The 20,619-nt window shown below is 69.0% G+C and carries 16 protein-coding genes; 4 read left to right on the forward strand and 12 right to left on the reverse strand.

Annotated features, from left to right (window positions below; all coding sequences use genetic code 11):
- Nucleotides 1–25 precede the first annotated feature (25 nt).
- Both CYFUS_RS09020 and CYFUS_RS09025 read right to left on the reverse strand, forming a co-directional pair.
- The gene (locus CYFUS_RS09020; protein WP_095984849.1) at nt 26–1,117 is read right to left on the reverse strand and encodes a TetR family transcriptional regulator; all 1,092 of its coding nucleotides are present in this window, start codon (nt 1,115–1,117) and stop codon (nt 26–28) included.
- Nucleotides 1,118–1,314: 197 nt separating this feature from the next.
- Nucleotides 1,315–2,724 (reverse strand): sigma-54-dependent transcriptional regulator, encoded by a 1,410-nt coding sequence (locus CYFUS_RS09025; RefSeq protein ID WP_095984850.1) that lies wholly within the window; start codon nt 2,722–2,724, stop codon nt 1,315–1,317.
- Between the two features lie 58 nt (nt 2,725–2,782).
- Between CYFUS_RS09025 and CYFUS_RS09030 the strand changes: the two genes are divergently transcribed.
- Nucleotides 2,783–3,355: an NUDIX hydrolase gene (locus CYFUS_RS09030; RefSeq protein WP_095984851.1), complete on the forward strand. Its 573-nt coding sequence runs from the start codon at nt 2,783–2,785 to the stop codon at nt 3,353–3,355.
- Nucleotides 3,356–3,364: 9 nt separating this feature from the next.
- On the opposite strand, the gene CYFUS_RS09035 is transcribed toward CYFUS_RS09030, so the two are convergent.
- The 6 genes from CYFUS_RS09035 to CYFUS_RS09060 form a co-directional block, all read right to left on the reverse strand.
- Nucleotides 3,365–5,821, reverse strand: a complete 2,457-nt coding sequence (locus tag CYFUS_RS09035) for a PAS domain-containing protein (protein ID WP_157758346.1) — start codon at nt 5,819–5,821, stop codon at nt 3,365–3,367.
- Nucleotides 5,818–6,237, reverse strand: coding sequence for a response regulator (locus tag CYFUS_RS09040; protein WP_095984853.1), 420 nt, complete (start codon nt 6,235–6,237; stop codon nt 5,818–5,820). Before CYFUS_RS09040 ends, CYFUS_RS09035 begins: the two co-directional genes overlap by 4 nt.
- Nucleotides 6,237–8,351, reverse strand: a complete 2,115-nt coding sequence (locus CYFUS_RS09045) for a PAS domain-containing sensor histidine kinase (RefSeq protein ID WP_095984854.1) — start codon at nt 8,349–8,351, stop codon at nt 6,237–6,239. The genes CYFUS_RS09040 and CYFUS_RS09045 overlap by 1 nt, the downstream gene beginning before the upstream one ends.
- Nucleotides 8,352–8,560: 209 nt before the next feature.
- Nucleotides 8,561–10,033, reverse strand: coding sequence for a sensor histidine kinase (locus tag CYFUS_RS09050; protein WP_095984855.1), 1,473 nt, complete (start codon nt 10,031–10,033; stop codon nt 8,561–8,563).
- Nucleotides 10,034–10,064: 31 nt separating this feature from the next.
- Entirely contained in the window at nt 10,065–10,628 is a 564-nt protein-coding gene (locus CYFUS_RS09055) for an imm11 family protein (protein ID WP_232537460.1), read from the reverse strand.
- 11 nt (nt 10,629–10,639) lie between these two features.
- Nucleotides 10,640–12,016: an AHH domain-containing protein gene (locus tag CYFUS_RS09060; protein ID WP_095984856.1), complete on the reverse strand. Its 1,377-nt coding sequence runs from the start codon at nt 12,014–12,016 to the stop codon at nt 10,640–10,642.
- 182 nt (nt 12,017–12,198) lie between these two features.
- Here CYFUS_RS09060 and CYFUS_RS09065 point away from each other — a divergent pair, with 182 nt between their 5' ends.
- Nucleotides 12,199–12,786 (forward strand): DUF1993 domain-containing protein, encoded by a 588-nt coding sequence (locus CYFUS_RS09065; RefSeq protein WP_095984857.1) that lies wholly within the window; start codon nt 12,199–12,201, stop codon nt 12,784–12,786.
- 3 nt (nt 12,787–12,789) lie between these two features.
- Here the strand turns inward: CYFUS_RS09065 and CYFUS_RS09070 are convergent, their stop codons facing one another.
- From CYFUS_RS09070 to CYFUS_RS09090, 4 genes are all read right to left on the reverse strand, one after another.
- Nucleotides 12,790–13,809, reverse strand: a complete 1,020-nt coding sequence (locus tag CYFUS_RS09070) for a hypothetical protein (protein WP_232537461.1) — start codon at nt 13,807–13,809, stop codon at nt 12,790–12,792.
- A 466-nt stretch (nt 13,810–14,275) separates the two neighbouring features.
- Nucleotides 14,276–15,217 (reverse strand): type VI immunity family protein, encoded by a 942-nt coding sequence (locus CYFUS_RS09075; protein WP_095984859.1) that lies wholly within the window; start codon nt 15,215–15,217, stop codon nt 14,276–14,278.
- The gene (locus CYFUS_RS09080) at nt 15,214–15,972 is read right to left on the reverse strand and encodes a hypothetical protein (RefSeq protein WP_157758347.1); all 759 of its coding nucleotides are present in this window, start codon (nt 15,970–15,972) and stop codon (nt 15,214–15,216) included. The genes CYFUS_RS09075 and CYFUS_RS09080 overlap by 4 nt, the downstream gene beginning before the upstream one ends.
- Nucleotides 15,973–17,311: 1,339 nt before the next feature.
- Complete coding sequence (locus CYFUS_RS09090; protein ID WP_095984862.1) at nt 17,312–17,806, reverse strand: DUF6748 domain-containing protein; 495 nt, start codon at nt 17,804–17,806, stop codon at nt 17,312–17,314.
- Nucleotides 17,807–18,056: 250 nt separating this feature from the next.
- On the opposite strand from CYFUS_RS09090, the gene CYFUS_RS09095 reads away from it, so the two are divergent.
- Together CYFUS_RS09095 and CYFUS_RS09100 are read left to right on the forward strand one after the other, a co-directional pair.
- Complete coding sequence (locus CYFUS_RS09095) at nt 18,057–19,403, forward strand: TolC family protein (protein ID WP_095984863.1); 1,347 nt, start codon at nt 18,057–18,059, stop codon at nt 19,401–19,403.
- A 37-nt stretch (nt 19,404–19,440) separates the two neighbouring features.
- Nucleotides 19,441–20,610, forward strand: a complete 1,170-nt coding sequence (locus CYFUS_RS09100) for an efflux RND transporter periplasmic adaptor subunit (RefSeq protein WP_095984864.1) — start codon at nt 19,441–19,443, stop codon at nt 20,608–20,610.
- Nucleotides 20,611–20,619 lie beyond the last annotated feature (9 nt).

The raw sequence follows: 20,619 nt of genomic DNA on the forward strand, positions 1-20,619 counted from the left end.
CACGAACCGACCGTGGGATGGTGAGCTAGCGCAACTCTCGCGCGCGGCGCTCTAGCGAGTCCGCGCGCGAGTCCAGCTCCCGAGCGAGCGACTCGAGCCGCGCGGCTTCCTGCTCCAGGCCCCGTACATCCTCCGGGAAATCACTGGCGAGTACCTGGGCGCGCACCGTTCCCACCTGCGGGCGGCTGTCGATGGCCTGCTGGTAGGTAGGGGGCGTCCCGTTGTCGGAGTTGTAGGGCCCTCCCGGGGTACCGGGGGTGCTCGCCGGGGGGGGACTCACGACGGTCCCTGGCGACGCCGGGGGCGATGCTCCCCCCGACCCGATTCCCCCAGGGGCTTCGTCCCCCGCCACGAGGAACGGGATCCCGGTGCGAGGGGTGGCGCTCACCGAGATGTTCCTCGTGGCGGTGTCGATGCTCAAGCGCAGGCGCCGGTCCTGCTCGTCGAACATGGACTCCTCGCCGAGGAAGTCGCTCATGCGCCGCTCCAGCTCCCGCTCCTCGCGCACCTCGGTGAGGCGGGCGCGCAGTGCCTGGAGCCGCTGGTGCACCTTGTCCTCGGTGTCGCGCAGCGCGTCCGCCTGCTCCAGCAGATCCTCGGCGTCATCGCTCGTGGCCGCCCCGGGCAGCGCAGGCACCTGGGAGGGCGGCAGCGCGGTGCGCACCGCATCTCGCTCGGCGCGCAGGGTGCGCATGCGCTCGAGCAGTCCGGCCCGCGCCCGACGATCGCTCGTGGCGTCCCAGGCCGCGCGCACCCGATCGAGCTCCTCGGAGAGCGCCGTGTGCAACGCCAGGTGGCGCCGCTCCGCCTCGGACTCGGCCCCGGCGAGCGACTGGGCCAGCCCCGTGAGCTGTCCGGACAGCTCCTGTGAGCGTCGCAGCGCCTGCTCCAGCTCCGAGCCCGCCACCAGCCGGCCCTTCTGCCCGGCCTTGAGCTGCTCGATGCGTCCGGCCAGGGTGTTCAACTCCGCGCGCAGCACCTGCTGTTGCTCGCGCAGCTCGCGCACCCGGGCGCGCGCTTCCTGGGCCTGCGTCCTGGGCGTGTCCAGTCCCGAAGCCGCCCACACGGGGACTCCCGGCACGAGACACAGCCACAGGGCGAGCAGGACGCGCTTCATCACCCGATTCCTATCAGCAAGACGGATGCCAGGGCCACTGCACGGCGAGGCGAGCCGTTTTCCGTCCAACCCGCGTGGTTCCAGGGGGTTCGGCCAGGCGGGACGGGTGGGGCCGGGGTGCCGTCCCGTGGAAATCCGCCAGGGGAGGCTGGGGGCGATGGATTTTCGAGGGGAGGGGCCCCGCGGTGTCCCCCGCGTCAGGACTCGTCGGGGCGCTCGCCCTTGGAGATGAAGCTGTACTTCTCCAGCTTGTAGTACAGGGCGGACGTCTTGATGCCGAGCAGCCGGGCCGTCTCCGTCTTCACGCCGCCGGCCTTCTCGTAGGCACGGGCGATGAGCTGGCGCTCCAGGTCCTCGAGGATGTCGGGCAGGGGCCGGTCGCCGGTGGGCACGGGCAGGCCGGCGTCGGTGCGCGGGGGGAGTTGGGAGAGGTGCGCCGGCAGGTCCGTGGCGGCCAGTGTCTCTCCCTCGGCGAAGACGAGCGACTGCTCGATGACGTTCTCCAGCTCGCGCACGTTGCCCGGCCAGGCGTAGCGGGCGAGCGCGCGCAGGGCGCTGTCCTCCAGGCCCCGCACGCGCTTGTTCACCCGCGGCCCATGCCGGGTCACGAAGTGCCGCGCCAGCGTGGGGATGTCCTCGGGCCGCTCGCGCAGCGGCGGCAGCATCAGGGGGACGATGTGCAGCCGGTAGTAGAGATCCTCGCGGAAGCGGCCCGCCTTCACCTCGGCCTGGAGGTCGCGGTGGGTGGCGCTCACCACGCGCACGTCCACCTTGAGCGTCTCCTCTCCGCCCACGCGCTGGATCTCCTTCTCCTGCAGCACGCGCAAGAGCTTCGTCTGCACGGAGGCGGGGATTTCTCCAATCTCGTCGAGGAAGAGCGTGCCGCCATCGGCGAGTTCGAAGCGGCCGAGCTTGCGCTTGACGGCGCCGGTGAAGGCTCCGCGCTCGTGGCCGAACAGCTCGCTCTCCAGGAGCGTCTCGGCCAGGGCCGCGCAGTGCACGACGACGAAGGGCCCGTCCTTGCGGGGCGAGTATTGGTGGAGCATGCGCGCCACGAGTTCCTTGCCGGTGCCGGACTCGCCGCGCACGAGCACGGTGGCGTCGGTGGCGGCCGCCTTGCGCACCTGCGCGACGAGCCGCTGCATGGGCTCGCTGTCACCCACGAGCAGCCCGCCGCTGGCGCGCGCGGCGTCGGACTCCAGTGCCTCGGTGTGGGCCGACAGCTTCTCCACCTGGCGGCGGGTGGCCGACAGCTCCAGGCCCTTGTCCACCTTGGCGCGCAGCACGTCCGGGGTGAAGGGCTTGGTGATGAAGTCGTAGGCGCCCTGCTGCATGGCCTGCACGGCCGTCTCGATGGTGCCGAAGGCGGTGACGACCATGACGACGGCGGCCGCGTCGTGGGCCTTGAGGGTGCGCGTGACGGCGATGCCGTCCATGCCATCCATCTTCAGGTCCGTGACGACGAGATCGAACGGCGTCTTCTTGTAGGCGGCGACGCCATCCGCCCCCGAGCGCGCGGCGGTCACCACGTGGCCGGAGCGGGTGAGGGTGACCGCCATGCCCTCGCGGAGGGTGTCGTGGTCGTCGATGACGAGGATTCGGGCCATGGGGGCGAACCTATATCGTTCTGGCACTCGGGATCGAAGTGGGCACAATGCGCGCCCCATGAATGCCTCCCTGGACTCCCTGCGCGCCTTGCTGTCCCACCACGTTCCCGCGGACGAGCGGGAGCGCGAGGACCTGGAGCGCATGCGCCGCTTCGCCGAGGAGCTGGAGCAGCCCTTCTCCCGTGCCCAGCCGCGAGCGCACTTCACCGGGAGCGCCGTGGTGGTGGACCCGGCGGGAGCGCGGGTGGTGCTGCTGTTGCACGGCAAGCTCAAGCGCTGGCTGCAACCCGGCGGACACGCGGAGGAGGCGGACGCGGGCCGCATGGAGGACTCGGCGCTGCGCGAGGCACGGGAAGAGACGGGTTGCCGCGTGGTGCTCCATCCGCGCGCTCCCCGCCCGCTGGACGTGGACGTGCACACCATTCCCGCGCGCAAGGATGAAGCGGAGCACCAGCACCTGGACGTGCGCTACCTCGTGGTGGCGGAGAACCCGGAGGCGCTGGTGCATGATCCCAACGAGTCCACGGGCGCGCAGTGGCTGACATGGGACGAGGCCCTCGCGCGGGTGGGCGAGGACGCGCCGCTGCGGCGCCTGCTGGAGAAGGCCCGGGCGGTGGCTCGCGCGGGGTGAGCCCCCCGCTCAACCGCTGACGGGGCGGACCGACGCTCCCGGGATGGGCGGAGGTGTCTGGGGGCCGCGCGGCAGCCGCACGGCGAAGCGCGTACCCTCGCCCTCGCGCGAGGTCACCTGGATGCGGCCTCCGTGGGCCAGCACCAGCTGCCGGGTGATGTAGAGGCCGAGCCCCACGCTGCCCGCGCCACTGCCCGCGTGACGCCCCCGGCGGAAGGGCTCGAACAGCTCCGGCAGGTACGCGGGATCGATGGGGGCTCCCTCGTTGTGCACCTCGATGACGACCGTGGAGGGCTCGCCCTGGCAGCGCACGCGCACCGGGGTGTGCGCGGGGCTGTGCTGCAACGCGTTGCCCACCAGGTTGCCGAGCACCTGCGCGAGCCTGTCTCCATCCCAGTCCCCCGCGCCCTCGCCCTCCTGGCTGATCTCCACCTCGCGCTCCGGGTGGCTCGCGGCGAGCTCCTCCACCACGCCGCGCGTCAGCTCGAAGAGGTCCATCTGCTTGCGCTCCACGGGGATGCCGCCGCCGAGCCGTGCCTGGCTGAAGTCCAGCAGGTCGCGGATGAGGCGGGTGGAGCGGTCCGTGGCGGTGATGATGCGGGTGAGGCTCTTGCTCTGCCGCTCGTCCAGCCCCTCGCGCGCGAGCAGGGTGGAGGCGGAGATGCGGATGACGCTCAAGGGGTTGCGCAGATCGTGGCTGACGATGCCGAGGATCTGCCGCTCGAACTCGGCGAGCTGGCGCGCCTCGGCCTCCTGCTGCTTCTGCACGGTGATGTCCACGCAGGCGCCCGTCATGTAGAGCGGCCGCCCGCCCGCGTCCACGAACGTCTTGCCCTTGCAGTTGAGCCAGTGCAGGCGCTCGTCCGGCCACACCACGCGGAAGTCCATGTCGAAGTCCGCGCCCTCGCGCGCGCACGCCTCGGTGCGCCGCCGCGCCTCGTCGCGCTCCTCGGGGTGCAGCAGCGACAGGAAGTCCTCGATGCTCTGCACCGTGCGCCCCGGCGGCAGCCCGAAGAGCTGATCCAGGTTCTCGTCCCACTCCAGGGCCCCGGTGCGCAGGTCCCAGCGGAAGGTGCCGGTGCTGCTCGCCCACAAGGCCGCGCGCAGCCGCTCGTCGCGCTCCTGGAGCGTGGCCTCCATGCGCTCGCGCTCGGCGAGCACGTGGCGCAGCTGCGTCTCACTGGCCTCGGCGGCGGCGCGTGCCTGCTGCGCGGCCTCGTAGAGGCGGGCGCGCTCGAGTGCCTGGGCTCCCTGGCGCGCCAGGGCGAGGAAGAACTCCTGCTCGTCCTGGGGCAGCACGCGCCGGCGCGTGAAGTCCACCACCAGGGCGCCCATGACGCCGCGGCTGCCGCGCAGGGGGATGACCGCCGAGGCCTCGAAGGGCAGCCCCTGCCGGGCGAGCAGCGGGTAGCGCCGGTCGCGCTCCTCGCGCGTGGCGTAGGTGACGAGCCGATCCTGCCGCACCGCCTCGGCCACCGGCACGGCGGTGTCGAGCGTGAGGCGCTCCAGGCCCCGGGCCAGCTCGCGGGCGTGGAGCGAGGGGCCCACGACCTCGAGGGACTGGTTGTCCTCGGACACGAGCCACACCGCGCCCGCCTGGGCGTCCATCGCCACGAGCCCCTGGGTGACGATGACGTCGAGCACCTGGCGCGGGGCGAGCGCCTCGGAGAGGGCGGCGGTGACGGCCTGGAGCCGGGAGATGCGCTCCTGGGCCCGCCGCTGGCCGTCGATGTTCGCGTTGGTGCCGAACCAGCGCAGCACCCGTCCCCGGGAGTCACGCATGGGGTGGGCCCGGATGAGGTGCCAGTGGTCGCCACCCTCGGGGCCCCGCAGGCGGCTCTCCACCTCGAAGGGCTCGCCCGTGTTCAGGCTGCGCTGCCACAGCTCGTGCAGGCGCGGCAGATCATTCGGGTGCACCGCCTCCATCCACCGCGCGGGGTTGGCCTCGGGCACCGCCATGGTCTCGAAGCCCCGGTGGCTGAGGTAGTCCATGTGCCCGTCCGGGCGGCTCGTCCAGATGGTGTGGGGCAGCACCTCGGCGAGCGTGCGGTACTGCTGCTGGGCCTCGTGCAGCCGCAGCGCCTGGCGCAACAGGTGCGAGAGCCGCTCGGCGGTGAGCGCCGACTTGCCGAGGTAGTCGGTGGCGCCCGCCTTCATCAACTCCACGGCCGTCTGCTCGTCCCCCTGGCCGGTGAGCATGATGATGGGGGTTTCCACCAGCGCGGCGCGCGCCTTGCGCAGCACCTGCAGCCCGTCCTGGCCGGGCATCTGGAAGTCGAGCAGGGCACAGTCGAAGGATTGTTGCAGCAGCGCCGCGAGCGCGGACGCACCGTCGGCCACCTCGACGAGCTGCGCGCTCAGTCCCGCCTTGAGCAGGGCGCGCCGCACCGCGAGCCGGTCCACCTCGTCGTCATCCGCCACCAGCAGGCGCAGCCGTTGATCCTCCATGTGCCCCTCGGCTCTCACGGCAACTCCACTCGCGCCCAGTATGCGTTGAGCGCGGTCATCAACTCCACGAATGCCGAGGAGGTGACGGGCTTGAGGAGATAGCCGGCAACATGGTGGGCGTAGCTTTGCACCCGGTCCCGGTCATCGTTGGATGTGGTGAGCACCACCACAGGCGTGCACGTCAGATCGGGATCCGCGCGGATGGCGCGCAGGAACTCCAGGCCATTCATGCGTGGCATGTTGAGGTCCAGCAGGATGAGCCGGTTGGTCGCTGGCACCCGGCCCTCGTGCAGCATGTCCAGCGCCTGCTTGCCGTCGCTCGCGACGTAGAGGGCGCTCTGGATGTTGCTCTTCTTGAAGGCGCGCTGGACGTTCATCACGTCCACCGAGTCGTCGTCCACCAGGAGGATGTTGAGCATCTTCAGGGGAACCATCACCTTCCCTCATCCGGCATGTGGCCGGGCCAGGTGAAGAGGAAGGTGGCCCCCTGCCCCGGCGTGGAGCGCAGCCAGGCGCGCCCGCCGCGTGCCTCCACGCTCTTCTTCACCACCGACAGTCCGATGCCCGTGTTCTCCATCTCGTCCCTCGCCCGGAGCGTCTGGAAGAGGCCCCAGATGCGCTCATGGTACTCCGGTGCGATTCCCGGGCCGTTGTCTTCCACGGAGAACTCCCAGAAGCCGTCCGCCGGGCGCACGCCCACGCGGATGCGCGGCTCGACCCCCTGCGCGTGCTTGAGGGCGTTGCTCAGCAGGTTGAGGAACACCTGCTGCAGGGGCACGCGCTCGGTGCGCATCGTGGGCATGTCCGGCGCCACCTCGATCCGCGTGCCCTCGGGAGGCGCGAGCAGCTCCACGCACTCCGTGATGAGCCGCCCCACGTCCACCCGCTCCGGCCGGCCGCGCATCCGGCCCGCGCGGCTGTAGTCGAGGATGCCGTTGATGAGCGCCTCCATGCGCTGCACGCGCCCGCGCAAGAGCCGCATCTGCTCGCGCGTCTCCGCGGTCATCACTTCCTGCAGGTCATCCTCGATCCACTGCGACAGGTTGGCGATACCCCGCAGGGGCGCCTTCAGGTCATGGCTGGCCACGTAGGCGAATTGATCCAGATCCTGGTTGCTGCGCTCCAGCGCGGCGATGAGGCGCTCGCGCTCGGCCTCGGCGCGCTTGCGCTCGGTGATGTCGAGCACCACGGTGGCCACGCCCAGCGTGCTGCCCTCTGCCGAGCGCACGGGCGCGTAGCGCGCCAGCCACGCCCGCTCCTCGCCATTGGGCAGCCGCGTGGTGGACTCCACCGTCTGTGTCTCTCCCGTCTCCAGCGCCTTGACGAGCGACTTGACCACGAGCGTCGCCCCGGGGCCCTGCGTGGAGATGGCCTCGGAGAAGGCCGGGTCATCCGTGGACAGGCGGTTGATGTCGCGCAGGGTGCGGTTGACGCGCACGAAGCACAGCATCCGGTCGAAGAGCGCGATGCCGGCGGGGGCGGCGTCGAGCAGCGTGTCGAGCATCGCCCGGGCCTGCTCGGCGAGGTATCGCTCGTGCTGGGCGCGGCTCACGGCCTCCTGGCTCTCGCGGTACAGGCGCGCGTTGTCCAGCGCGAGCGCGGCCCGGCGCGCGAACTCCTCGGCCAGGGGCAGGTCCGCGGCGGAGAAGTTCCGGGTGCCGCTGGCCTGCGCGAGGGTGATGGTGCCCAGCGTCCGCCCATGCACCACCAGGGGAACGATGATGGAGGAGCGCAGGCCGAGTTCACCCAGCAGGCGCAGCTCGTCCGGAGTGTGCGCCAGGCTGGCGAGCAGCTCGTCGGAGACCAGCTCCAGCAGCTCCGACTCGCCGGTGCGGATGACCTGGCCCACCCCCCGCGTGGCGCTCTGGAGGTCCGCCGGCACCTTGCGCGCCAGCTCCCACGCCAGGGTCTCCTTGGCCGGGTCGATGTGGGTCACCGCCGCGCGCTCGACACTCTCGTCCACTCCCACCAGGTCCACCGTGCACCAGTCCGCCAGCCGTGGCACCGCCAGGCGGGTGAAGTTGCGCAGCGTCTCCTCCGGATCCAACGTGAGCGCCAGCAGGGAGCTCGCCTCGGCCAGGAAGCTGTGGACGTCCGAGGTGCGCTTCTGGTCGTCGATGTCGGTACAGGTGCCGAACCAGCGGATGACGCGACCCTGGGGGTCCTGCACGGGGATGGCACGGGCGAGGAACCAGCGCCAGACTCCGTCCAGACGGCGGCAGCGCGACTCCGCCTCGAAGGGCTCGCCGGTGGTGAGGCTGTGGCGCCAGCGGTGCTCGTACTCCAGCAGATCATCGGGGTGGAAGGCGCGCATCCAGGCGTCACCCCGGGACTCCTCGGCGGACATGCCCGTGTACTGGAACCAGCGCCGGTTGAGGTAGTCCTGGACTCCATCGGCCCGGGCCGTCCAGACGATCTGCGGCAGGGCCTCGGCGAGCAGCCGGAACTGTTCCCGCTCGGTGTCCAGCCGCTGCTCCTGGCCCCCGCCCCCGAAGAGCGCGTGCAGGGCGCCGGGCGAGGAGAGATCGTTATCCGATGGCAGGGACACGAGGAGGAGGCCTCCGCTGGGTTGAGGAGATGGTTTTCACCGAGCAGCCATCCACCTATTGCCTGTCCGGGCCCCCTTGGATCTCCTCTTATAACCCGTGGTGGAGGGGGTGGCCGTCGCGCGGTCCAGGCTGTCGTCCGCGCAACAGGTCCTTTCCCTACTTCATTTCCTCTCTGGAGGGCAGGGCGGGCATGTGCTGGCCCGCCGGGTCAATGAGGAGGCGGTGGAGCGGCCCGGGGGAGGGTGAGCTCGAAACAGGTCACGCCCGGCGTGGGGACCAGGCGCAGGTCGCCGCCGTGGGCCCGGGCGATCTTGCGCGACAGGGGCAGGCCCAGGCCCGTGCCCTTCTGCCGGGTGGTGAAGAAGGGCTCGAAGATGCGCTCGCGTTCGGCCTCGGGCACGCCCCCGCCCGGGTCCTCGACGCGGATGGTGTAGTGGGGGCCCTCGCCGCGGCCCGTCACCCGCACGAGGCCCCCGGGAGGGGTGGCCTGCACGGCGTTCTTCACCAGGTTCACCACCGCGGCCGTCAACAGGCTGCCATCGGCTTCCAGCACGGCCTCCTCGGCGTCCACGCGCACCTCCACCTGCCGCGCCGCCGCGTCCGAGGTGAGCAGGCCCCTCGCTTCCCAGAGCAGCTCCGAGGCCGCCACGCTCGCGCGCGAGAGCGGCTGCTCGCGGGCGAAGGCGAGGAAGTCCTCGACGATGCGCTGCAGGTAGTCCACCTCGTGCTGGATGCGCGCCACGTGCCCGGCGGCCTCCTGGGTGGCGCCCGCCTCGAGGTCCTCGGTGAGCAGGCCCGAGAAGAGCGAGATGCCGCCCAGGGGGTTGCGCACCTCGTGGGCCACGCCCGCGAGCATCAACTTGAGCTGCCGGTCGCGGCTCTCGAGCGCCCCGCGCATCACCTCCAGCTCGCGCGCCAGCACGCCAATCTCCCGGGTGGGCTCGGGGGGCACGGGGGTGGTCAGGTCCCCCCGGCCGATGCGCAGCGCCGAGTCCATGAGCCGGCTCAAGGGCCGGGCGAGCCCACGCGCGGTGAAGAGCGCCACGAGCGCGAGCACTCCGAGTGCGCCCGCGCTCGCCGCCGCGAAGCCCCGGGACAGGCGCGCGAGCGGGCCGAAGAAGGCGGCGCTGCCTTCCACCGCCACGGCGCCCACCACCTCGCCCTCGCGGCGCACGGGCGCGTAGCCCGTCTTGTAGAGCTGGCCGTCGGAGCCCTGGAAGAGGACCTGGCTCGCGGCGCGCTGCCCGGAGAAGACGCGGGAGAGCTCGAGCCGATCCCGGGCGAGCTCGGGGACCTCGGTGCCCACGGGGAGGCCACCGCCCACGTCGGCGCGCACCTGGCCGCGGGTGTCCACGACGTACACGCGGCGCACGCCGCTGGCGTCACGCACGTCGGTGAGCAGACGCACGAGGTTGCGCCACGTGCGCGTGCCGGTGGTGTCGTCCCCCGGCTCGATGGTGAGCATGCGCTCGCCGCTCACCTGGGTGGCGGTGGCCGCGGCGATGGCGGTGAGGCTCGTGCCCAGCTCGTCCTCGAGGATGCCGCGGGCGAGCGCGTAGACGGCCGTGCCGGTGAGGGCGAGGAAGAGCAGGGTGGGCAGGAGGAAGGCCACGAGCAGGCGCGCCGAGAGCGAGCCGAGCGCGTCCGACAGCCGGGTGGTGAGCGGGGTCCAGGGGGCCATGGGCGGACCCTCAGTCTACTCACGGCGGGGCTCAGACCTCGATGAAGCGGATACCACCCACCTGCTCGTCTTCCAGCGCCTGCTTGAGACGCTCGGAGACGAGCAGGACGGAACTCCAACCCCTGGGCCGGAAGATGTCCGAATCACCCGCCTGGGATGGGTTGATGCGCAGTCCCCTGACGAGGCGGTAGTCACCTGTCCTGTCGGGCGCTCCATCCTCGGGTCTCCAGTATTCCACCCGCTCGCACCGGGCATCGTCGATGCAGGAAATGACGCGCAGGGTGTTGACGATGAAATAGGACTCCATCCGCCCTGATACCTCGACCGGGAGGAACTGTACTTGTTGCTGGAAACCGAGGCGCTCGAAGAGGGTGACGAGCCGCGAGTGAATGATGGGGATGCTGAGCGTGGTGAAGCTGAAGTCGAGCGCACGCCCTGGGGCTGCTTGGACTATTCGGGGTGTCCTCACCAGCGCGATGGGCTGCCCACCGAAGAATTGCCAGGGGTCGAGATCCTCGCCATTCTCGTCGATGGGCTCTGCCAGGACCCACTGGTCGCGGATGCGCGAGTCGAAGAACAATTCATGAAATCTCATGTCCGCCCATCTCAATCACTGGTTTTCGTCGTCAGCCCGTGGAGTTGCGTGCCAGGAGTGCAGACCTCATTCGCGATCCGCGTGAGTTCCGCCAACAGTCTGGCCCTGCATTGCTGTTGCGGTTTGCAGAACCTGAGAGCGTCTTCGAGACGTCTGAAGACCTCTACGTGGTATTCTTCGGGGTGAGGTCCGAAGTGGCCCAGCAGGTTCACTTTGTTCGCATCGTCGTCGAGACCCATTCCCGCCCTGGCGAAGAGCTTCTCGAAGCGCGGTGTCCAGGGGCCACCCCGCACATGGGACTCATCATTCTTGTTGGTGGCAAGGTGGTGGCGCGAGTACCCGGGCGTTTTATCTGGGAGTTCCTTGCAGGCACTGCGCAGGGCAGCACTGGCTGTACCAGCGACCGTACCCGTGACGAGAAGTGTGCCCTCGGTTGTATTGGCCTGGGCGAGGGTGACGTTGCTCCAGTTGTAGCCTCCTGGCAGGGCCAATCGGCGGGGCCAGAGCCTCCCCAATCCACCTTGAGGAATTCGCACGCTCTTGCCGACACCCCGCATCGCCACGAAGGCGAGGATGCGGAGCCCGGCGCCTCCCAGATACCTGCCAAAGTGCTCGGAGGCGGCCTCGACTTCCTTCAAGCTTCGAGCATCACGGGTGCCTTCATAAAGGCGGAAGGCCATCAGACCGAAGTGGGTGAGTTCCGCGAAGGAGAAGAGGGTGAGGAGCACCACGGTCACGGAGGCGGCGAACGCCTTGGTGAAGAGGGGCTCGGGGGCCGCCCAGGCAATGCCATACAGGACGAGGGCCGTGACCATGCTGGCAAGGAAGGCCGGATCCGTTACGAGTGTCTCGAATCCCTCTTTCATCCCTTGGGGCATGTACCGGGGCGACAGGCGCAGTGCCATGAGAAGCGGACTATTTTCCAGGCATGGCGGTAGGGGAAAAAGCGCTTCGCCATAGCGAATAGTGAACTGCTCGCGCAGTGTGCGCTCCATCGGGGAGGGCCGAGACAAGCCAGAGGAGGACGCAAATGGGTCGCCCAGAACAGGCTGTTGGGTGGCATGGCCTTGGAGTTCAGCGCAGAGCCCGATCCCTGCTCTTCGAAGCAGCTCGGGTTTCAAGCTGGAGAGATCCTCATGGAACTGGGCGAGCACCCTACGGGCGTCTTCCGATGAGAACCGCTGGAGGGATGGTTCCTCGGGCAGCGGAGGGAAGGTGAGCAGGAGCCTGCCATCTGGCAGTGAGGTGACGCGGATGGTTCCCTCTGACACGGTACCTCGAGGGGCGGGCGAGGGAGACTCGTCGAGGGTGACGCACGCGGAGACAAGCATCAGGCTCAGCGCTACGGGCAGGTGCGCAACCAGAGGTCCCTTTCTCGTCTCGAGCATGGATGGTTCCTCCTCGAAGGATGGCCAGGAGCTTAGACGGCCGTGCCGGTAAGGTCGATCGCTGCGAGGTGGCACGTCACGAGCGAACCGGGTGTGTCCGGGAGTCGGATGGGGTGGTGAGGGAGGCTCCTACTCCAGCATTTGCTTCCCCCGCACCCGCGCCATGCTACGACGCGACACGCATGGAAATTTCCATCTATCAGGCCAGCATTCCCACCTTGCGCCTCATGCTGCGGAATCTGAGCCAGATCCTGCACAAGGCCGCCACCTTCGCCGAGAAGGAGCGGATGAGCCCGGAGTCGCTCCTGGAGCGGCGCCTCGCTCCAGACATGTTTCCTCTCTCGAGACAGGTGGAAATCATCGTCTCCGGCGTGAAGGGCTGTGCTGCCCGGCTGGCCGGCCGCATCGACCCGAACGATGAGTCCCCCGAGTTCGCGGTCTTCAACCGCGGCGCCGAGCAGTCCTTCGGAGAGCGATTGACGTCATTCGCCGCTCTGCAGGCACTGATTCTGGGGGCGCTCGGCTATCTGGAGACCCTCTCGCGGGAGGAGATCGACGCCGCGCCAGAGGCGCCTGTCTCGGTGGCCAGGCCGGGAGAGGCTCGTGTCTTCGAGAATCCCCGGGCCTTCGTCCTCCAGTGTGTTCTGCCGAATCTCTATTTCCACGTGACCGTGGTGTACGCCTTGCTGAGATCGGCGGGAGTCACCCTCGGGAAACAGGACTACGAGGGCGCCCCGGTCTATCAGGTCGTGAATCGGCGCTTCCAGTGACTCTCAGGGGCAGGTGACGGGCGCGAAGCTCGGGCCGTAGTCGTTGAAGCAGGTATAGGCCCCGGAGGAGGCACTGGCGTCGGACTCCTGCGTGACGGAGCCCTTGAGCTGCGAACCCGCGATGCGGATGTTCACATACCTCGCGCGGTGGACACTGACGGAAGCGCCCTCGATGGTGGAGCCGTGGACGGAGACGGTGCGGAAAACACCGTGGGTGTTGTAGTCCGTGGACGAGGAGAGGCCCTCGTTGCTCGTCGTCGCGCCCGTGGCCATCAGGGTGCTGTGGCGCACGGTGCCATTGCCCTCGCCAACGAAAAAGCCAGTGGCGCTGGTGCCGCCGCGGCCCAGGGCCTCGACGTCGGCGAGCGTCATGTCACCATCCGTGTAGATGCCCCAATTCTCGGTGGCCCCCTGAGCGGTGGCGTTCACGTCACGCAGGACCACGGAGCCCCCCGCCGTGTAGATGCCGACGCCCTGTGTGCCTCCCTTTGCCTCGGCCTCGGAGTCGTGCAGGCGGAGGTTGCAGTCGCGGCAGCGAAAGGCATTGGCGTAACCGCGGCTGGACGCGGAGGCGCGCACGCGCTCGAACGTGCCCCGTGCCCCCTTGAGATAGATGGCGACGGCGTCGAAGGTGTCGCTGCTCGCGGTGGCCACGAGATCGTGGAAGGCGAAGGAGTCCGCCTCACTGTAGAGGGCGAAGGCGTTGCCGCCCCCTCCCGTGTTCTGCACGGTGAGCGCGCTCACGAACGAACCCGCGACCCCCACCAGCGTGCCGCCGTTCGACTCACCGACATGGGAGCGCACGAAGGTGACCTCCGGGCCCGAGCCTTCCAGGGAGATCCCCGGCTTGAGGCGCAGGGGAGTTGCTTCGAGGTCATAGGTTCCCGGCTCCAGCTTCACCCGCCAGGGTCCGCCACCCGTGATGCCCGCGATGGCGGCGCGCAAGGAGTTGCCACTGTCCACGTCGGAGGCCGCGGGACTCACCACCTTCGTGCGCACATACATCACGCCCGGAGGGCCCATGGCACCTGGCTCGCCCTTGTCACCCTTCGGGCCCGGTGCTCCATCCTGGCCCCTGGCACCTGGCTCGCCGCTGTCTCCCTTCGGGCCCGGTGCTCCATCCTGGCCCCTGGCACCCGGCTCGCCGCTGTCCCCCTTCGGGCCCGGTACTCCATCCTGGCCCGCGGAACCGGGCTCCCCCCGAGGACCCGTGGAGGGATTGGTGCATGCAACGAGGAATCCGAGCAGAGCGGCGGAAAGACCAGCAGCGATGAATCTCATGACGAGCCTCCAGGGAGGAACGGCGGGAAGCGGCGTTCTCTAACACAGCGCAGTTCCAGCTACTATCTGGTCGAGGCCCCGCGATTTCGTTGCCCTGGTGCGCACCGACAGAGGTGGGATCGGGCGCGTTTTCGCGTGATTGAAGTAGGACTTCCTCGAGGTCCGAACGTGCATACTCGGCGGCCTGAGCATGAAGAAAAGGAGTCCATCAGGTCGTGAATCGGTGCTCCCAGTGACGCAGTTGCTCCAGGGAGAAGCTGAACCAGCCTGGTTTCTCCTGATGCAGAAAGGGCTCCAGCACCCGGGTCAGGGCCCGATACGGATGTAGCTCGCTCTTCCGTTCCACTTCCCCTGTCGTTGGTTCCGCCCCGAGCGCCACCAGAACCTTTCCTTTCCCGAGTTCTTCGACGGAGACCTGGGGTGAATCGAGTTGCTGGCGAAGACGGTCCGCGCCTCCGAGTTGTCCGAGCAGCGGCTGTCCGTAGAAGTTCAACCAATACGCCCCGCGAACCCGTGTGCCGAGTTCCATGGACGCGTCGCTCAGGTCATGCACATCCAGACCCGGGTAGCGGAAGCAATTTTCGTGTACCGCACGGACGACGTCTCGGAACCTGAAAAGGTAGTTGAAGGCGAGACTGACATAGCCTGAGTTGATGGGAAGCTCGCGAGCCATCGCCACGGCCATGTCCCTGACCCGCGAGGGGCCCTTCTCCTCCAGGTACTCCGTGGGCAACCAGAAGGACAGTGCGCTAACGGTTTGTGACCGAGCAGGGCGTTCGAGGGTGGCGCGTTGTCTGCCGTAGTACTCGACATGGAATCCACCCACCTGGTTTTCATGCTCTTCCAATTGGAGGAGGCAACTGATGGGGTCGCTCAATTTCCTTCGAACGCTTGCCCACTGCACACTGTCGAGTGGTCGCATGACCGTCTCAATGCCCTCTTCATCGGGATCGTCGTCCCTTTCTGGCTCCAGGGACCAGCCCAGCTTCTCGGGTCCTACCGCATCGAGATAGATGTCCAGGGCGCGTATGACGGCTTGTGCTATCGCATCGTGCGAGTGCCGCATGAAAAAGCAGAGGACCAGCCCCTCTCGGAGCATCAATGGGCCATGCTCGTCGTACCGTCTGATTCGCGGATAGCGATTGCTCATCGGATGACGCCCTTCTTGCCGGGCGCGACACGCCCAGGCGGTACACCGAACGCTTCGTTGTATTGTTCTCCTTGTGTGCTGTCCCGATATGCGCCTTTTTCGTAGACACGCCATGTAGGAGGTTTGTCGTTTCCGCAGGGGAACTTGAAGTCGTAGACAAGCCGGGCTTGCGTTGGATCTCCTGAGTGGATGACGACATCCGGCTTCAACGTGCCCCTGAGTTCGTGTTTCCGCCCCTGCCGTATCAAGTGTTGTTCTTCTTCTGTGCTCACGAGCTTGAGCTTCCCCGTTAACGGATCGTACCGGTAGCGCTGCTCGATGCGGAATTGCCCCTTGATAAGCTTGCTGAGCTTCTCTTCGACACAGTTGGATGCTTCTTTGTGCTTCTCATTGCCCAACTGCATGGCTCGGGTCACTCGTTTCCCGTTGGCGTCTTTCCCCACCTCCTCGTTGCACCTGACGGAGTCGAGGATTTCGCCTTTGGGCCGTCTCGAATCGATGGTTCGATCCGCCAGATCCACACACTCCTCCATCACCCTGTCCAACTCCGCCTGTAGCTTCTCGAACTGGACGGCATCGCTCATGTTGACCAACACCGCTGCCGTCCCAGTCGCCGCGACGGTCGCGACGGCGATCATTGGACCCTTGCTGCTGGAGGTCTTGACCTGTTGAGGGGTGGAGGAACTCCGGAAGGCCGTGCCTTCCACTGCCTCGATCCCGTCACATGCTTCAGGCTTCTCGGGGTGGTTCTTCACGCAGCAGCTATGGGTCGTATCCGCGGGCGTGCAATTGGCGTCCGCGTAACAACCGTTGGTGCCCATGCTGGCGAGCAGGGTGACCAGGAATGCCGCCCGTGCCTCGCTCTTTCTGGTGGGGTGGGTTCGAGCATCCTCAGATTGAGTGCTGGTCCGTACCTTGGGAGCGTTGTGCCCTGTGGCCATGTGCACATGTTACCGCTCGGTTTCTGGTCCTGGCGGGTGAAATGGTGCGCCGGGTTGACTGGAGAGGTAACATGGTCGGCGTGATGTACCAGCACGGGCGAGCACAGCCGCTAGATAGGGATGGACTGTTGGATTCGAGCGAGAGGATGCGCCGATGACGAAGTGGCGTGTCGTGCTGGGGATCTCCGCCGCATCGTTGTTGATTCTCCCACTGGTGGGAGTCCTCCTGCTCTGGCACCGGGCCCCCGCTGAGCAGTTCGTCGAGGGATGGCGCGTCGCTGCCTGGTTGCCGCCCGCGGAGGCCCGTCAACGGCCGACCCTGCTCCAGCCATGTCAGGGGGATGAGCAGTGTGACCCTCCGCTCGTGTGTTTTCACGATCCGCGCTACCAGATGCGGAGATGCACGACCAGTGGATGCGAATCCGATCGGTGGTGCGCGCCCTATGGAAACGTCTGCCGTGCCATCCCCGTGCGTGGACGACGGATGGCCTTGCGCCAGTGTGTCTTCGTGGGCTCGCGCAAGGAGGGGGAACGATGCATTCGGGATCCTTTGCCGGCCTCGAGGGAATGGGCCTGTGGGGAGGGACTCGTTTGCGCGGGTTCCGGCTGGTGCGGCCGGCGGTGTGTTCCTGGTGAGGAGGGAACGTGTTCCGAGGGCTTCTTCTGCGCTCGCGGAGACCCCGAGGGGCCCGTGTGTCTGCCCACGTGTGAGGGCCGTGTGTGTGCCGAGGACCAGGAGTGCGTTCGCCTGGAGGGCGGCGTGTCGGCGTGCCTCGTGGTTCTGGGTCACTCATGCCTCGGTGAGGCGCCTTGTCCCGACGGTAAGGTCTGCGAGACGGAGCCCTTCCTCACCCTGGTGGGGCGTGCCCAGGGCCAGTGCGTCCAGCCCTGTGGACACGAGGGGGAGGCGAGCTGTCCGGAAGATTCCGCGTGCGTCCAGGGCCGGTGCCGCCAACGCTGCTCCTTGTCGGGCCCCTCCCCGTGTGTGAACGAGTTCTGCGTGAGCACCGATGACGCGGGCAACGGTGTCTGCATGTTCTCGCCGGAGCAATGGGACATGGACGCCGAGCCAACCCCGGAGGGTGGGTGACCTGGCGCGAGACCTCCGTGCCCGCGTACCGGCGCCGGAGGTCGTGCACCGCGAAGCCAGTGATTACTTGCTCTCGAGGACCCGGCTGATGCGCAGGATCTTGGCGGGGCCAGCGGGGCCGGCGCTCGCGCCGATGCCCAGGATGGCCTCCACCTTGATGCCGGGGGCCGTGTGGGTCGCCTCCATCAGGCTGTCGCGCTTCTCCTGGCTGAGGCCCAGCGCGTTGAGGTCGAGGTCGGTGATCTGGAGCCCGTCCTCGTCGGGCTTGTCCACCCGGGTGGCGATGAAGGCCGGGCAGGGCGGGGCGATGCAGCGGATGCCACTGTCTCGGACGTAATAGGTGGCGCTCTGCTGGGTGGCGGCAGTCTCTGCCGCATTGCTCCCGGCCGACGGGGTGTCGGCGGGCGGCGTGGGAGTCTCGTTGGCGGGCTTGTCGGTCTGCGCGGGCGTTCCACCGGACTCGGAGGGCTGCGACGACGGGGGCGGCGCATTGCGGCTGCATCCAGCGAGCAGGCCCATGGCGAGGGTGGCGGCCAACAGCGGACGGCGTGGGGTCATGTGTGAACTCCAGCAAGGGTCGCGCGCACTTTCGTCCCCTCCGTGGGCCGATGTCACTCCCGGTGTTCCCTCCCCCCACGCGCCCGGCACCAGGCGGTTCAAGAATCTTCAATGAAAGGATTTTGAAGTCCGGCCGGCACTTCAAGATCCTTGCAGTGACTCCTTGGCCCAACCCCTCGGAATCACTGGAAGTGGCGCGGGCACGCGGCTTGCCCAGGGACTCCTCCGAACCCCACCGGGAGTCCCTTTCGTGCGTCGTGTTCCACTGCTGCTCGTCTCCTGTCTGGTGCTCGGGGCCCCCCCCGCCCTCGCCCAGCCCGACTCCCCCACCGCCACATCAGCGTCCGCCGCCTCGTCCGCCTCCCTGTCGCTCGCCTCGCTGCCCGACGAGAAGGGCCTGGCCTCGCTGCTGTGGGCGCACTCGCCCGAGTTCGCCACCGCCCGTGCCCGCCTCGCCGCCGCTCGCGCCGAGGTGGTGCGCGCGCGCCAGCTCCCCAATCCCGAGATGGATCTCTCCGTCGGAACCATCGCGGTGGGGCCCACCAACCCGCCGGGGCTGAATCGGCTGACGCAGGTGCCCAACGCGGGGGTGGGCATCTCGGAGCTCATCGAGTTGGGCAAGCGCGGCCCCCGTGGCGATGCGGCCCGGGCGGCCCTGGCCTCCACCGCGCTCGAGGTGCAGTCCGACCTGCGCGAGCGCACCTATGACGTGCTGGAGCGCGCGGCGGAGGTGGCCACCTCCGAGGTGCGTCTGGCCGAGCTGGAGCGTCTGGCCGAGGACGCCACGCGGCTGACGGAGCTGCAACGCGTCCGGGCGCAGCGGGGCGACACCGCGGGCCTGGACGTGGACCGGGCCACGCTGGAGGAGACGCAGCTCCAGGGACAGCTCGTCGAGGAGCACAGCCGGCTGGCCGCGGCGCTCCTAGCGTGCTCACAGACGGTGGGGTTGTCCTGCTCGCCCTTCGGCGGTCGCGAGGTCGCGAGCCAATTCCTCTCCTCGCGCCTGTCGCGTCCGCTCCCGCCCTCCGAGGTGGAACAGCGGCCCGATCTGCTCTCGCTGGAGGCCCAGCGGCGCGGCGCTCAATCCTCGCTCACGCTCGCCCGGCGGCGCTGGATTCCGGATCCCACCGTGCGTGTGGGCTACCTGCGCGACCAGTTCCTCATCTCCGGCAACCAGCGCGACTCACTGGGTGTCAGCCTGTCCTTTCCCCTGCCCGTGTTCGATCATGGTCAGGCGGACGCGCTCGCCGCGAGCGCCCAGGCCGAGGCCTCCGCGCGGGCCCGCGTGCAGCTCACCGCCCAGGCCGAGCGCGACACCCAATCCCTCACCACCCAGCGCGACGCGGTGGCGGCCCGGCGCGAGCGCGTGCGCCAGCAGACGCTGCCCCTGGCCTCCTCGCTGGTGCAGCGGCTGGAGGCGGCGGTGAAGGCCGGAGGGGCCTCGCTGCAGGACCTGCTCCTCGCCCGGCGCACCTACGGCCAGCTCCTGCTGGATGCCGCCGACATCGACCTCTCCGCCTTCCGCCTCTCGCTGGACCTGGACCGCGTGCGCTCGGCCGGTCCCAAGCCGCCGCCGGAGCTCGGCGAGCACTTCTGACCTCCTTCCCCACCCCTTTTCCCCTTCGGAGTCTTCCATGACCGCATCCTCCTCCCGTTCTCCCCGCCGTCCCTTCTGGCTCGCCGCCGCCGGTCTCGGCGTGGGCGCCGCCGTCTCCGTGGGCCTGGTGCTCGGCCGCCCCTCGAACGCCGAGGCCGAGCCCACGCCCGTGTCCGGTCCCGTCGTCAAGGGCGAGAGCGTGCAACTGCCCCCGGAGGGGCCGCAGTGGCAGTACATCGAGCTCGCGGTGGCCGCGGAGGCATCCGCGCTCGCGCCGCTGCCCGCGCCCGGCCGCGTGGAGCTGGACGAGCGCCGCACCGCCTCCATGGGCGCGCCCCTGGCGGGCCGGGTGGATCAGGTGCGCGTGCGCATCGGTGACCGGGTGAAGGCGGGAGACCGGCTCTTCTCCGTGCGCTCGGCGGCCTACGCGGACCTGGATCGCGAGCAGAAGAGCGCCGAGACGGAGGTGGCGGACAAGCAGCGCGTGGCGGACCGGCTGCGCGAGCTGGTGAACCTGCAGGCCGCGCCGGAGAAGGAGCTGCTGGCCGCCGAGGCCGAGCTGCGCCAGGCGAGGCTGGCCCTGGAGGCGGCTCGGGCCAAGCGCGCCAGCCTCTCGGTGTCCGCCGAGGGCGACAACCTCTTCTGGGTGACGGCGCCGCGCGCGGGCACGGTGGTGGAGCTGGACGTGGTGTCCAACCAGGAGGTGACGCCGGAGCGCGACAAGCCGCTCGCGCGCATCTCGGACCTGAGCGAGGTGCTGGTCATCGCGGACATGCAGGAGTCGGACGCCTCGGACCTGCGCGAGGGCCAGCCGGCCATCGTCCGCACGCAGTCGGGTGGAGTGGAGCGGCGTGGCATGGTGGAGCGTGTCTCGGAGGTGGTGGACCCGCGGCGGCGCACGGTGGAGGTGCGGGTGCGGGTGGTGAACGAGGATCGGGTGCTGCGCCCCAACGCCTTCATGGAGGTGACGCCCGAGGCGCCCGCGGACGTGAGGCGCGTGCGCGTGCCGGCCAGCGCCGTGGTGACGGACGGGGCGCGCTCGGTCGTCTTCGTGGCGCGGGAGGCCGGACGGCTGGAGCGCGTGGCGGTGATGACGGGCCGCCGCCGGGACGGCGAGGTCGAACTGCGCGCCGGGTTGGAGACGGGCAGCCGCTACGTCGCCCGCGGCGCGCTGCTGCTGGAGAACACCATCGAGCTGGCGGACTAGCCGCGGACC

Origin of the sequence: Cystobacter fuscus, from assembly GCF_002305875.1 — a bacterium.
Classification (GTDB): domain Bacteria; phylum Myxococcota; class Myxococcia; order Myxococcales; family Myxococcaceae; genus Cystobacter; species Cystobacter fuscus_A.